The organism is Candidatus Chloroploca mongolica, from assembly GCF_004762035.2.
Taxonomy (GTDB): Bacteria; Chloroflexota; Chloroflexia; order Chloroflexales; family Chloroflexaceae; genus Chloroploca; species Chloroploca mongolica.
Window position 1 is genome coordinate 1 of the sequence record NZ_SIJK02000021.1, and the last position, 14717, is coordinate 14717.

The 14717-nt window shown below is 58.3% G+C and carries 12 protein-coding genes; 1 reads left to right on the plus strand and 11 read right to left on the minus strand.

Going from position 1 to position 14717, the window contains the following annotated elements; genetic code table 11:
* Positions 1-79: 79 nt before the first annotated feature.
* From EYB53_RS26380 to lepB, 11 genes are all read right to left on the minus strand, one after another.
* Positions 80-3931, minus strand: a complete 3852-nt coding sequence (locus EYB53_RS26380) for an Eco57I restriction-modification methylase domain-containing protein (protein ID WP_209949612.1) — start codon at positions 3929-3931, stop codon at positions 80-82.
* Positions 3889-5445, minus strand: a complete 1557-nt coding sequence (locus tag EYB53_RS12670; protein ID WP_135478550.1) for a glycosyltransferase family 39 protein — start codon at positions 5443-5445, stop codon at positions 3889-3891. The genes EYB53_RS26380 and EYB53_RS12670 overlap by 43 nt, the downstream gene beginning before the upstream one ends.
* Positions 5442-5714, minus strand: coding sequence for a hypothetical protein (locus EYB53_RS12675; RefSeq protein ID WP_135478551.1), 273 nt, complete (start codon positions 5712-5714; stop codon positions 5442-5444). The genes EYB53_RS12670 and EYB53_RS12675 overlap by 4 nt, the downstream gene beginning before the upstream one ends.
* Positions 5715-5974: 260 nt before the next feature.
* Positions 5975-7642 (minus strand): bicarbonate transporter BicA, encoded by a 1668-nt coding sequence (gene bicA / locus EYB53_RS12680; protein WP_135478552.1) that lies wholly within the window; start codon positions 7640-7642, stop codon positions 5975-5977.
* 160 nt (positions 7643-7802) lie between these two features.
* Positions 7803-8843, minus strand: a complete 1041-nt coding sequence (gene add, locus EYB53_RS12685; RefSeq protein WP_135478553.1) for an adenosine deaminase — start codon at positions 8841-8843, stop codon at positions 7803-7805.
* A 74-nt stretch (positions 8844-8917) separates the two neighbouring features.
* Entirely contained in the window at positions 8918-10000 is a 1083-nt protein-coding gene (prfA, locus tag EYB53_RS12690; RefSeq protein ID WP_135478554.1) for a peptide chain release factor 1, read from the minus strand.
* A gap of 84 nt (positions 10001-10084) precedes the next feature.
* On the minus strand, positions 10085-10276 hold the full coding sequence (gene rpsU, locus EYB53_RS12695) for a 30S ribosomal protein S21 (protein ID WP_097654388.1): 192 nt from the start codon (positions 10274-10276) through the stop codon (positions 10085-10087).
* A gap of 206 nt (positions 10277-10482) precedes the next feature.
* Entirely contained in the window at positions 10483-11004 is a 522-nt protein-coding gene (locus tag EYB53_RS12700) for an adenine phosphoribosyltransferase (RefSeq protein ID WP_135478555.1), read from the minus strand.
* Between the two features lie 51 nt (positions 11005-11055).
* The gene (locus EYB53_RS12705; RefSeq protein ID WP_135478556.1) at positions 11056-11457 is read right to left on the minus strand and encodes a protease inhibitor I42 family protein; all 402 of its coding nucleotides are present in this window, start codon (positions 11455-11457) and stop codon (positions 11056-11058) included.
* A gap of 143 nt (positions 11458-11600) precedes the next feature.
* Positions 11601-12737 carry a glycosyltransferase family 4 protein gene (locus tag EYB53_RS12710; RefSeq protein ID WP_135478557.1) on the minus strand — a complete coding sequence of 379 codons (1137 nt, stop codon included), beginning with the start codon at positions 12735-12737 and terminating at the stop codon, positions 11601-11603.
* Positions 12738-12767: 30 nt separating this feature from the next.
* The gene (gene lepB / locus EYB53_RS12715) at positions 12768-13562 is read right to left on the minus strand and encodes a signal peptidase I (RefSeq protein ID WP_135478558.1); all 795 of its coding nucleotides are present in this window, start codon (positions 13560-13562) and stop codon (positions 12768-12770) included.
* Between the two features lie 92 nt (positions 13563-13654).
* Here lepB and EYB53_RS12720 point away from each other — a divergent pair, with 92 nt between their 5' ends.
* Positions 13655-14653 (plus strand): radical SAM protein, encoded by a 999-nt coding sequence (locus EYB53_RS12720; RefSeq protein WP_135478559.1) that lies wholly within the window; start codon positions 13655-13657, stop codon positions 14651-14653.
* The last annotated feature ends 64 nt before the right edge of the window (positions 14654-14717 follow it).

The window sequence follows — 14717 nt, forward strand, 5'->3', positions numbered from 1 at the left end:
GATGCTCGCGGCCATCGGCGGCAAGTTGCAGCATCGGTAGCATCAGGTTTTGGAAATCGGGGATGGTCATAGTAAAATTCTATTTATTTACCGGCATTCGTGGCGGCGCAGTTTCCCACAGTAATGCAACATCCTCTGGCGTCAGGCCGTAAGCAGCGTTGACCAACTCAGCCAGACGTCGCTCCAGTCCCAGTGCTTCGGCCCGGTGTTGTTGAACAGGCTTAGCTTGTTCAGCGTAGCCGTCGCGCAGTGCCCGTAGTCCTGCTGGCGAGAGTTTGCCTGAAGCCTTGGGGCGACGCTTCTTAACCTCCTCGATAAACTCTGGTTCACTAAGGGTGGAGAACTCGGCAAGCTTCTGGCCTGGTGTCGCTATATCGAACTCGCTACGCAACCAGTCAAGGGTATCGCGCCGCGCTTGCTGCCCAGTTCTGGTAATGGCGATCAGCCGATCCACTGCTGGCGCGACGACCTCGCGGGTGGCATCATTAGCCGGAGCGATTGGTAACTTCTCGATTAGAAAGCCAGCCGGGTTAAGGGCTTCGTCTTTCATATGTGGCAGATAGCGCCAGTTATACCACCACATGAGCGGGGAGTTAAGAACTGCAAGGAGCCAATGGTCAGGAACCGGAATAAAAAAGCCTTTATCGTTAGTAAATGCTTGAGACTTATCAATTCCATATTGTGAGTGGAATTGAATGACTTGATACATTACCTTTGGTTTTTCAAAAGCCTCATAGTACGCACAGGATCGTAGCTCCCACCAATAGTGCCCTTTGTCCTGACGGGCGCGCAATCGCACCTCCATAGGCTTCATAAAGGCGTAGAGCGAGGGATAGTGCTCGCGGAAAGCGATCTCAGCCGCTTGTTCCGGGGTATGACTCCAGGGCCAGAAATTATTTTCGCTGGACTTGAGCACAATCATCCACAGTCCTTGCCACTCGGGCGTCCAGCGTTTAATATCCTGCCCGCGCAGGTACGGCTTGATGACTTGCTCCGAACGCGGATCTTCTTGCACCAGACGTGTTTTGGTCGGCGTATCGATCAGGAACGCCTCGTTAAAGCCGGTCTTGATACCATAAAAGGGCTTCACCCCAGCATACTCAATCAGCGGTATGCCAGCGCAGCGAATCTTATCTATAAGCGCATCGGTGCCGGTTTGTTCCAGGCTCCAGGCATTGCGACCCAGACGGTGCTGAGGCACAGGGTGGCTGTAGCGAGCCACGTAGCTGTCCAGGCTCACTAAGCCCAGAGCATCTCGTGGAAAGCTCGTTACTTGCACCTCGTGATCTTTCAAGTCTGCATCCGCTGAAGGTTTCGTCACCACGATAATCACCGGGAAGACATCGGCACCCTCAAAGATTGGAGCGTGGCCGAAATCAATGATGCGCTCAATGGTTGACTGAGAGGCGAAGTAAGCCCGTAGCCCCTCGCCATAGCCAGCCCGTAGCCACTTGTTGGTTGTGATATACCCCAGCCGCCCGCCGTGCCGCAGCAGCTTGACGCCCTGGTGGAAGAAGGAGACAAAGAGATCCGCTGTGCCGCTGTAGGTTTCGGGGTAGGCTCGTTGCAGGTAGGGTTTGAGCAGGCCGAGTTGTTCCTGGCGTACGTAGGGCGGGTTGCCAATGATCGCGTCAAAGCCGGCCTGTTCCCCCAGCGGGCGACCGTGGCGATCAAAAAAGACTTCGGGGAATTCCAGATCCCAATGCAAGAAGCGTTGCGCTTCGGCCAGCGCCCGTACCTGCGCCAGCAGCGGCTCGTAGGCGGGCATGGCAAACGCTCCGCTCTCGCGCTTGCTGGCATACGCAAGCAGACTCGGCCAGAGGCTCTGGTCGGGCGCCTGGGCGAAGTCGTCGGCGGTGCGCAGATCGGCCTGCACCGCAAAGCGTTCGGTCAATTCGCACCGGATCAACTCGTATAAGTGCTCTTGCTCTTTGACTTCGGCGACGGTGCGCCCGGCGCTGCCTTCAATCAGCCACATCGAGCCGACGGCGCTCGACATCGCCCCGGCAAAGGCCGGATCTTCGAGCATCGAGAGCTGCCCTGCTTGCGCCGCCGCCACCTCTTTCTTGCTGCGTTTCGCCTGCTTCACGGGCTTGCTGGCCGCAACCTCGGTCGCTCTGGAACCTACCAGGGCATTGCCGCAGCGCAGGTGATGGTCAAGGAAGGAGAGCGGGCGGCCCTTCGCGGCGGTCGCCAGCCAGAGCGAGAGCTTGGCGAGATCGACCGCGAGCGGGTTGAGATCGACGCCGTAGATGCAACTCTGCGCCACGCGCCGCTTCCAATAGACCAGATCAGGCTCCTCGCCGGCCTCGGCGGGCGGCTGGACGCCCAGCTCGACGAGGTAGCGTGCGATATACTCCGTCGCCGCCACCGGAAAATGCCCGCTGCCCATCGCAGGATCGAGGCAATTCACCGCCAGCACCGCCGCAATCTTCGCCTCGTCCGTCGTCTGCCCAGCAACCGCCTCCTCCAGCAACGGGCGGATGGTCTGCTCAACAATATACTGCACCACGAAATCGGGCGTGTAGTAGCTGCCGGTGCGGTGGCGCTCGCCCTTGTCATTGAAGAGATCAAGCGTGAAGCCGTCAGACGTGGGCGCAATCGGCTGCAAATGATACTCAAGCAAGCCTTCGTAGATCGTGCCAAGATGGCGCTCGGCCAGATCGCGATAATCGATCTGCTCCTTCTCGACGCGGGCGAGCTTATCCAGCGCCCGCTGAAGCTGCGCATCACCAATCGTATAACGCTCAAGAAAGGGATGCCGCTGCGGATCGAACAGGCCCCCATTGAAGGTCGCAACCTGAAGCGGCGGACTTCCGCCATTGATAATATGGAAGAGATCGCGCAAGCGCGCCCACGTCCGCCCGGTATCAGCCAGCAGCGTCAAGCCACTATCGAGACGCCGCACCACCTGACGCACCGTCGCCGCAAGACTGTAATCCTCGCGATAGGCCGCACTCGCACGCAACGGCAGCAACTCACGCGCCTCGGCGTAAAAGATAAAGAGCAACCGATAGAGCACAATCAGGCTATGGCTATAGACCTCGCGCAGCGTCTCAGGCGTCGGTTCCAACCGATTGCCCGGATAATCGAGCAAACCCTGAGCAAGATGGCGGAGCGCATCAAAAACCTGCGCCTTGAGGCTCTCACTCACGCCACGAGCATAGGCGCTGCTCTCACGGAGCATCGCCTCGAGCGCGAGCGGTTCCGCCGCCGGAGGGTTGAAAGCCTCCCGCCGAAAGAAGGCATAGAAATAGAGGAACGCATCAACATCACCGGACTCGGCCAACTGGCGCAGATCGACCTCGTAGAAGCGATCCTGCTTATGAACGGTATCCTTATGATAGAGCCGCCAGAAGCGCCCATTGGTCAAGATGCCCCAGGCGACCCCGCTATGGCGCATATAAAAAGCGATCTGATCAGCCGGAACTTTATTGATCTCATCGCTCTCGCCGGTGCTCGAAACATCCAGCTTGCGCTCCCAATGCTTCGCATCGCCCACCGCAAACGCCGCACCGAAATCGGCATCCGTCAGCACCCGACCTTTATTAGCATTCAGCGCAGCCTGATCGCAGTAGAAAACATAATCCGGCTTCTTCGTCCCCTTGGGCGTACGCAGCGCAGCCTGCACCTCAAAGCTATGGCCGAGCGCCAGCAGCACCGGACGCACCAGATCGTGCTCGGTCTGCGCCTCATTATTCGAAGGCGTAAAAGCCGCCAACAGCGCCCGCACCTGCGCCAGCACCGGAGCAGCCTCAGCCCGCAGCGCCAGCCACTGCTCACGTTGCGGCAACGTCACATCAAGATAACGATCAGCAAAAAGCTGACGATTGTGGTGGCGCTGAGCCAGGGCCAGCGAGAGTTGCGCTGCTGACATAGGGGTAAAGGTCACGTCGACACCCGCGCCACAGCCCAGACGCGCCACAGGCACACGCCCGCGCTCACCGCAGTAAGCACACCAAGCGCAAGATAGAGCGCGGGCACCGCAAAGAGCCAGGGCTTGCCAGCGGTCAACGCCTCGAGCGTCCAGGGTTGCCCATAGTATTCGGTGATCAGCGTGACGAGGCCGTACGTGTTAAAGATGAAGAAGAAGAGCACAAGCGCCAGCAAGAGCAGGGTGTCGAAACGGCGAGGCAGCAGACCGAGCAGGCCAAAGACCAGCAGCCAGATCGTGGCACCGAGCATGCCAAAGAGGTAGCGCCCCCGCGAAATATAGACATAGTCGCCATAGGGTGGGATTGGATGCACACGCAGCAACAAAGCCGCCACCCCGACCGCGATCAGGCTCAACAGCATCCAGATCACCCGGCGCTGCCAGAGCGCCACCTCATCGCGGCGACGGAAAGCCCGGATAAGCAAGCCGAGACCCGCGGCGGCACTGAGCAGCAGAAAGATGATCGTCCAGACCCCATCGAGCACGATGCGATCCCAGCCATAGGCACCCCAATGGGTCCGAAACGCAACCTCAAGGGTAAAAGGATAGAGCTGCGCACTATTTTCCCAGTCCATAATCGACAGGAAAAAGGGCTCAAGCCTGAGGCGCAGATACTGCTGATCGAGTTGCAGAAACCAGGGGCGCAACTCGAACGTCATCCCGGCCTCAGTCTGCGCGATCTCTACTGCGGCCACGAATCCGCCTGTGGCAAGGGCCAGCCCAAGCACCAGCGTCACCCAGCGCCAGATCCCACGGATCGGCTGGCGTTTCAGCGACCAGAAGAGCGCCAGCACCAGCGGCACCACGCCCAGCACCGCCGTCCGTTTGGCCGCCACCCCGATCCCCAGGCTGAGCAACGCCATCAACAACGGCAACGGGCGCAGACCATCGCGGATCAGCAACGCACAGGCAAGCAAGAGCATCGCCCCGGTCGCATTGATCAGCACATCGTTATTCACCGTCACCATCAACGAGGCAAACGCAGGCAGCGTGGCATAGATCAACGGCACCGCCACCTGGAGTGACGGCTGATCAGGGGTCAGCACAACCGCGAGGCGCCAGACCGCTAGCACGGACACGACATAGAGTGCGAGACTCAAGAGACGGGCTGCATAAAGTTGCGTTTCGATGGACTGATCAAGCGTCTGTTCAATCGGAAGCGAGGCAAGCTCATAATAGAAGGGCGGGTGAATGCGCTGATTGAAACCAATGAAAGGCACCCCAGGCGAGCGGTAGGTCGGCTCGCCATCAGGCCCCCAAAAGTCAAAGCGCTGCATCGAATCGGCAATTGGCTGCACAAACTCATTGCGGTAGGTCGCAAGATCACTCGCAGCGCGGATCAACGCATGCTCAAAATGGGTCGGCTCATCATAGCCCTGCCAGGGCAAAATCAAAAAGAGATAGAGCAAACCGTGGAGCAACGCAAAACTCAGCAGGCACGCGAACGTCACCCAATCTGTTGCCTTGCGACGGGAAGATGCAAGGGGGGGATCGGCAGCAATCTGGGTCATCGTCGTCTCCGCAGCCAGCGCATCGTCCAGAGCGCCAGAAAAAAGACCGACGCGGTAATCGTCAGCCTGATCAACTCAAGCCAGAGCATTTCACGGGCGATCAACATCACCCCGATGAGAAAGAGGGCAAACCCGCTGGAAAACCAGGACTCAATCGGTGCAGCGAGCGGAATACGGCGCATATGATCGCCATAACTCAGCGTCGCAAAGAGGATCGCGGCACCACTGATCACCACCGCCAACTCAGCGAGATAGGGCCACGCTTCCATCCCACAACTCCTCACATGCGCCTGAACCACGAACCTTCGCGCGCACGCATGGTAGCACACACCACGCGGAGGACGCAACCAAGAGTACGGGCACGGCGCCGCCGTGCCCCCACGCGCCGTGCCCCCGCGCCGTGCCCCCGCGCCGGGTCCCCGAAGCCGCCGTACGGGCACGGCGCCGCCGTGCCCCCACGCCGTACCCCCTCGCCGTGCCCCCTCGCCGTCACCCCCGCTCCAGGAGGCGGGTGAGGGCGAAAAGTCGATCAAGCCGCGATGCCCGGCAATGCAGGCATCAACCGCCCCACTGCCCGCCGCAGGGCCGCTGGCCGATGGCAGAAGACATGATCCTCTGGGATCATGGCAAAAATATCGAGCCGACTCAACTGGCGATGCATCGCGGCGGTGGGACTAACGATGAAAACCTCGCCCCTGGCTTCGACCGCATCTTTGATCGCATTCTCAATCGCCAGCGAAATCGTATCATCCAGCAGGGGCACATTGCTCAGATCGATCACCACGGCATCATACTCGCTGATTGTCGCGTGCTGACGCGCAATCGCCTTCGAGACCCCAAAGATCATCGGGCCACTCAGGTAAAAGAGCAAGACCCGTCCATCGGCCTGTTGCAACAGGCTGCGCTCTTCGTCAGTCATCTGGATCGCATCATCAGCATCACTAATCGCCTTCACATGCTCTGATTGCAACGCGCTCAGCCGCTCGATCGTCAGGATATTGGCAATAAAAATGCCCACCCCAACCGCGACAATCAGATCAACAAAGACCGTCAGCAGCAACACGCCATACATAATCACCGTCGTCTGGAATGAGACCCGATGCGCCCGCTTGAGCAAGCTCCAATCGAGGATGTTGAACCCAACATGCATCGCAATGCCGGCGAGCACAGCAAGCGGGATCTGTTCGGTCAACCTGGCTGCCCCGAATACCACTACCAGTAACAGCAAGGCCCGGATCACCCCGGCGAGCGGCGTCCTGCCTCCACTCTGGATATTGACCACCGTGCCCATCGTGGCGCCCGCCCCCGGCAAGCCACCAAAGAGACCCGAGACAAAATTGCCAAGCCCCTGACCAATCAACTCCTTATCCGAACGATGCTCGGTACGGGTCAGGCTGTCGGCAATCATTGCCGTGAGCGTCGTATCAATGCACCCGAGCATCCCCAGGATCAGGCCATCAATCATGATCGTCGTGATCTGCTCGGGGGTAAAGGTGGGAAAGATCAGCTCGGGCAAGCCAACCGGAATCACCCCAATCCGACGGAGATCTTCATTGGCAAAGACCAGCAACGAGACAACCGTACCCGCAACAAGCGCGATCAACTGAGGGGGCACATAGCGTTTGAAGCGCGCCGGAAAGAGAAACAGGATCGCCAGCGTCAGCAGTCCGAGGATCGTCTCGGTGGGGCGGATATTCGCCACCAGGGTCGGCAGATTTTGCAACGTCCCCAGCACCCCCCCCGGAGGACTCGGCTGGCCCATCAGCGGGGCCAGTTGCAGCGTCATCAGGATAATGCCAATGCCCGACATAAAGCCAGAAATGACACTGTAGGGCATCAGCGTAATATACTTGCCCAGTTTGAGCAGGCCGAACAGGATCTGAAAGAGACCCGCAACCATCACCACCGTAAAGGCCATTGCCATCCCTTGATCGGGATTTTGCGCCAGCATCGCGACAATCACCGCCGTCATCACCACCGTCATCGGGCCAGTTGGCTCTGAGATGAGCGTTGAGGTGCCCCCAAAGAGCGCCGCAAAGAGACCAACCAGAATCGCCCCATACAACCCGGCTGCAGGCCCCGCCCCCGAAGCAACCCCAAACGTCAACGCCAGCGGCAACGAAACAATGGCCGTCGTCACCCCACCGAACAGGTCCCCGCGAAGGTTATCGAACCGAAAGTGATTGAAGACCTGCATACCCTCTCCCAGGCTACATGCTCCTTGCGCCGCTTTGGAATGCTATTTAATTCACGATATATATATCGTATTATAACACACTATGCAGCCCTGGCGCATAGCAAAAAAAACAAGCCAGCAAAGCTGGCTTGTTTTTTGCTGTGTGCCACCCTATTGGCCGTTACACCCCAAGGCGTTGACGGAGCAGCGTGATCTCTTGTTCAACCCGCATTGTGAGCGCCTCCTGGTCAGAGGCGGGCAAGAAGGTCGCCCGGGCCGCTGTGTTGACCGTACCACACAACTGGTCGAGCGTCAGGCCAAGGTGCGTAAGCGAGCGACGGTACTCTTCGGTCAACGTCGTCGCAAAGAAGGTCGGGTCATCAGAATTGATCGTCACCTGGACGCCCGCGGCAAGCAAAGAGGGCAACGGGTGGCTCTCCCACGTCTTGATAGCGCCGGTCAACAGATTGCTACTGGGGCAAATATCAAGCACAACGCCCCGTTCGGCCAGCGTCTGCACCAGGAGGGGATCATCAACGCTGCGCACACCATGGCCGACCCGCTGCGCCTCAAGAAACTCGATCGCGCCCCAGACACTCACCGGCCCGACCACCTCACCGGCGTGGGCCATCACCCCAAGCCCCGCCGCACGGGCAGCCGCAAAGACAGGGGCAAACGGCTCGGGGGGATGCCCGATCTCATTGCCTCCAATCGACCAGCCGACAACCCCACGGTGCATCAGCGCACAGGCGACTTCGAGTGACTCCCAGGCGCGTTCAGGGCCATACTGGCGCCCATAATCAAGGGCCAGGCGGAGCACAATATCAGCCTCACGCTCGACCTGGGCAAAGCCTGCCATCGTGCCCTCAATGACCTCATAGAGATCGACCCCGCGCAGCAGGTACTGCATCGGGGAAATCATCACCTCGGCATAGCGCACGTGCTGCTGGGCGAGATCGTGGCCCAACTCATAGGCCAGTTGTTCAAAATCCTCACCACGCACAATGGCTCGCGTCATCGCCATAAACACATTGAGGAAATCGCCAAAATCGCGATAGCGAAAGAGTGCGGCGACACCCTCTTCATCATTGGCGGGCAAGGTGACCCCATTGCGTTCAGCCAGCACTAACAACGTGCGCGGGGTGATCGTTCCCTCCAGGTGAAGGTGGAGTTCCACCTTGGGCATCTGAGTGATAAAGGTCTCAAGCACTGGCGTGAGCACAATGATCTTCCCTGACTATCTTGCCGATGGTGTGTGAAGATTATAGACTATCCTCTCAGCAAGCGCCAATCGAATCACGCAATCCCGGAAGCCTGCAGGCGTTCAGCGTTATCATGCACGATCAGGGCATCAATAATCTTATCCAGGTTGCCAGCGAGCACACCCGGCAGATTCGAGAAGTTCTGGCCGATACGATGATCGGTGATGCGATCCTGCGGGAAGTTGTAGGTACGAATCTTCTCGGCACGTTCACCGGTTCCAACCTGAGCAAGGCGTGATGAGCTCAGTTCACGATCTTGCTTCTCTTGTTCACGGGCATAGAGCCGCGCCCGCAGCACCGTCATCGCCTTATCCCGGTTCTTGATCTGCGAACGGCCATCCTGACATGTCACCACAATCTCATCAGGCGTTCCCGCTCGATACACCAGGCGCACCGCCGAGTCGGTCGTATTGACGCCCTGACCGCCGTGCCCACCGGCGCGGAAGACATCGAGGCGGATCTCATCAGACCTGATCTCAAATTCGGTTGGTTCGACCTCGGGCAAGACTGCAACCGTCGCCGTAGAGGTATGAATCCGCCCACGCGCCTCGGTCACGGGCACCCGCTGCACCCGATGCACGCCACCCTCATACTTCATTCGGCTATAGGCCCCTTCGCCACGGATCTCGAAGATCACTTCTTTCATCCCACCGGTATCACTTTCGGTGGTACTGTTCACTTCAACTTTCCACCCGCGCAACTCGGCATACCGGACATACATCCGATAGAGATCGCCGGCAAAAAGACCAGCCTCATCGCCGCCCTCGCCCTGCCGGATCTCCATAATGACATCTTTCGCATCATTCGGATCGCTCGGCAACAGCAACAAGCGGATCTCCTGGTCGAGCCTGGCAATCGTGGTCTGCTGCTGCTCCATCTCTTCTTGTGCAAGCGTCTTCAACTCGGGATCATCGGTCTCATACGCCATTGTCTGAGCCTCATCGAGCGCGGTGACGGCCTGACGATACGCGCGATAGGCGGTCACAAGGTCGGTCAAATCACTCTGTTCACGCGCATACTGTTGCAAGCGTGGCAAATCAGTAACCACCTCAGGGTTCGCCATCAGGTGATCAAGTTCTTCATAGCGGGCTTCAACAAGTTTTAGTTTATCAAACATACAGTGCAACCTTTAAAAAGACACAAACGACACGAGAAGAGCGAACAAATGCCCGCTAGCCTCGTGTCGTTCTTTATGGATTGGTTAGAAACCCTTCGACATCTTCTTGCGCCGATTGCGCTCGGCACGACGACGTTTCTCCTTGCGCTGTTCGCTCTTGGAAACGAAGTGCATCTTCTCGCGATATGTTTTGGTAATCCGCTCAGAGACCACGCCCTTATTAAAACGGCGGATCAACTGCTCGACAGTCTCGCCTTCACGACGTTCTACACGCATTGCTCTGCATCGATCAATATCGTACGACCACCTCAGATGACCTGGACTCTCATATGCGTGGGGCAGCGCCTGTTCCAGACACGCTTGATATTGATCTCGTCTGCTCACCCCCTTTGCCGTGGATTTGGTGTGGCCCCATGCAGCCCTCAGAACAACGACGATACACCGTACAAAAGTATAGCCGAGATTCAGACGTTGTGCAAGTCTCAATATTGGATCAGCGAGTAGACCGGATAGCCCTCAAGTTTTTCGCGTCCATTGAGGAACGCCAACTCGATCACAAAGGCAAGTTCAACGACCCGTGCGCCAGCCTGTTCAATCAGTTGCGTGGCGGCACTGATCGTGCCACCCGTCGCCAGCAGATCATCAATCACAATGACCCGTGCCCCTGGCACAAACGCATCACGGTGAATCTCCAGTTTGCTGGTACCATATTCCAACGCATACTCGATCTGATAGGTATCAGCCGGCAACTTGCCCGGCTTGCGCACAGGCACCAGGCCTACCTTCAGTTCCAGGGCAAGCGGGGCGCTAAAGATAAACCCCCGCGATTCGATCCCCACCACCGCATCGATCCCCAGTGGCCGGTACCGGTCAGCCAGCGTCGTGATCACTTGCTGAAACGCCGATCCATTGCTGATCAGCGTGGTGATATCCTTGAACTGAATGCCCGGAATCGGAAAATCGGGCACGTTGCGCACCAGACTCGCAAGATCCACGTTCGTCATCGCTCCTCCTAGACTCGAGGCAGGTATACCATTGAGACCATGCCTATTATACTAGCGAACGACCACCTCGACGGTAAAACTCCGCACCGGCATTTCATCTGGCTCAAAGGGACGTTTATAGCCAATTGTCAACATGGTTGTCCCCGCACCTTGCGCCATAAACCGCAGGGTCTCCATCCCGCCAGCACCGGGCATGCTCGCGCCCTGGACATACTCGGCCTCACCCTGCTGCGCGATGATTGCCTCATCGCCAGCGATGAACTGCCAGCCATAGCCGGTTGAGGGATTGCTCGGCAGCGTAATCGCCAACGCCTGTCCCACCGCCAGTTCAACAGTCTGACCGACCGCATCGTCGGTCAGTTGCACCTCGGGCAAGGGCGGTTGGGGCTGGGCACATGCAGCCAGACTCAGCAGCAGGACGATCACGAAAACGAGACGTTGTGTGCGGTGCATCGATAGTTCCTTTTTAATGCTTAAAACCAATACTTTTCCAATAAGCTCACGCGAAGGCGCGAAGGGTTCGCTCACGTACGCGAAAAACGTTGCGCCTTTGCGTCTTTGCGTCAAAACAAGCGCCTTATTGCAAGGTATTGTGCTTAAAAACCCCTCACGGCGGCTTCGTAGGCGGCAAGCGTTCGTTCTGCCGTCGTATGCCACGAAAAAGCCTCGGCACGGCGCAGACCACGCTCACGCAGTTCATGGTGCAACGCGCGGTCGTCGAGCAGGGCTATGATCGCCTGCGCAAAGGCCCCGGCATCGTGCGGGTTGACCATCAGGCCGGCGTCACCAACAACCTCGGGCAGGCTGGCGCTCGCCGAGGTGATCACCGGGGTACCACAGGCCATCGCTTCAAGCGGCGGCATCCCAAACCCTTCATAGATTGAAGGAAAGACAAAGACGGTCGCAGCAGCATACCAGAGTGGCAGTTCCTCTTCTTCAATATAGCCGACAAACTCCACCAGATCGCGCAACCCAAGCGCCTCGAGACGCTGAAAGACGGCATCGTAGAGCCAGCCCTTGCCGCCACCAATCAGCAATGGAACCTGATGGGTGCGCACGACCTGGGCATACGCATCAAGCAGAGTCGTCAGGTTTTTGCGTGGCTCAAGGGTACCGACGGTCAAGAGAAAGCGCTCGGGCAGGCCTTTGCGGGCGCGGAAATGAGCGAGCACACCTGGCTCGGGGGGGCGAAAATGGTCACGGACGGCGTTAGGGGTAACGATAATGCGATCCTCTGGAATGCCCAGCAAGCCTACAACTTCGCGTTTGGTATGCTCAGACACCGCCAGAATCCGTGACGCCCGCCTGGCGCTCAGGCGGGTCGCAAAATCAAGATAGGTTCGATTATAGGCCCGAAAGGTCTGAGGGAACCGAATAAACGCGAGATCGTGGATGGTAATGACGCTCGGCACGGGGCAAAAGAGCGGGGCCACATTCAAGACCCCATGAAAAAGATCGGCGCGCATCGAACGCAGCAAGAGCGGGGCGAGCAGTTGTTCCCACGGAATCCGCACGCGAGGATTGATCGTCGGCAGATGGCTGGGGCGCACACAAAAGTTGGGGGGCAACCCGAGGGCCGCACTGGTCAACCCACGGGTTGTATAGACGGTATACCGATTCTGGCGATCAAGGCGACCGAGGTGCAGCAACACCTGTTCAATATAGTGCGAAACACCGGCGCGCCGGAAGGAACGGGTATGGGCAAGCAGGTGGGCATTGATGGCAATATGCATAGAATTGATCGTTCCTCGTAGCCCGTCGCGCTACGGTTCAAAGGCAAGCTCGGCTGGCGGTTGATGAGCATCAGCCAGCGACGCATAGTCATGGTGCGGCACGAGCCCCCACTCGCTCAGCGGATAATAGACAAACCAGGCTTTCCCCACCACTCGCTCGAAAGCCAGGGGCCCCCACTCACGTGAGTCACTCGAATTAGCCCGATTATCCCCCATCACAAAGAGATGGCCTTCGGGCACCACGAGCGGGACAGTTTGACATGCCGAATTGATCATACAGTAGGTTGAGGCACCACCCAGATAGGGCTGCGCAAGCTCCTGACCATTCACAAAAACCTTGCCATCGCGGATCTCTACGCTATCACCAGGCAAGCCGATCACACGTTTGATATAATCCTTGGCAACATCATTCGGATACTCAAAGACAACGATATCACCACGGCGTGGCTGATGAAACGGATAAATAATGCGTTGGGGCAAATCCTCCTGGCCGGGCATCAGGCGCAACGGTGCATTGAGGTCAAAGTGAAAATAGACCAACTTGTTGACAAGGATATACTGACCACTGTGCATCGTCGGCTCCATGCTACTTCCTTCGATCTTGAAGTTCTGCACCATGCCGCGCACAATAAAGAAGATCAACAAAATAAAGAGCGCTGTTTCCAACAATTCGCGCACAACCCGGCGCACCTGGGTCAAACGGAGCCCGGGGTGCGGCGGTTCGGCAAGCTGCGTCCAGGGCTGATCATCACCAGGGGAACGCTCATGCTGAACGGAACGAGCAACCTCATCGCGTTGCCCGGGCCGGAGGGGGGTGTCTTCCATGAAGTTTCTCAAATTGGCCCACGAATACCTATGTTACACTGTCCTATTATACGTCATCTCATGAATGCAATGCTAGAGCAACAGGAACTCGCATGACAGACGCGCACAACCTCGCCGATCTCGTCATCGCCAGAGAAGAACATCAAACGACATGTCAGGCGTGCCAATGGCGTTGCACCCTCACTCCTGGCGAAACCGGGCGCTGCCAGATGCGCATCGGGGTCGAAGGCGGCATCGCCATGCTCAACTACGAACGCATTGCGGGCGCAGCGCTCGGGCCGATTGAAGATTATCGGCTCTGGCACTTCTTTCCCGACACGATGACGTTGGCGCTGGGCGGATGGGGGTATGCAACGCTGGTGGATCAGGAACGCGGACTGTATGCCACGCTCCCCGAAGATCCGGCGCAGCAACGGCGGCTTGACCCCGAACGTGCGGCCAACGTCGCCCTCGAACGACTCTGTCGAGGGGTCATCTGGGCCTTTGGTGAGCCAGCGGTCAACTTTGAATATGTCCGCAACCTGTTGCAACTCTGCCGGGCGACCAGTCGCTACACTGCGCTGGTAACGACGGGAGCCTTCACCATCGAAGCGCTTGATGCGCTCGGGCACTACCTTGACGGTATGAGTCTCGACCTGCGTGGGTTTAGCGACGAGAGCTATGCGCGGCTCGGCGGGCTCCCCGCGTGGCGCGAAATCTTGGGCATCGCCGAGCGTGCCCAGCAACGCTGGCAATGCCACCTCGAAGTAACCACCCGCATCCATCACGGGGTCAACGACAACCCTGACGAACTGCAAGCGCTCATCGACTGGATCCGTGACACCCTGGGTGCGGCCACGCCCTGGCATATCCTGCCTGGCGATACCGGCAGTGCCACAGCTGCCTCAACCATGCGCGCACGGAGGCTCGGCCACGAACGCGGCCTTTTCCACATCTACGGCCTGGAACCAGACCAAGAGACCCTATGCCCCCACTGCGAGCAAACCCTGATCACACGCACCAACGGCAGCACGCGCATCGTCGGCCTCGACGGCACAGCCTGCACCGGATGTGGGCAAGAAACGGGGATCAGACGATCGATTTTTAAGTAAGCGTGTAGGTCAATCGCCCTACCGCTTACCCTAGGGCTACGCTGAAAATGGGGGAACGTGGTTC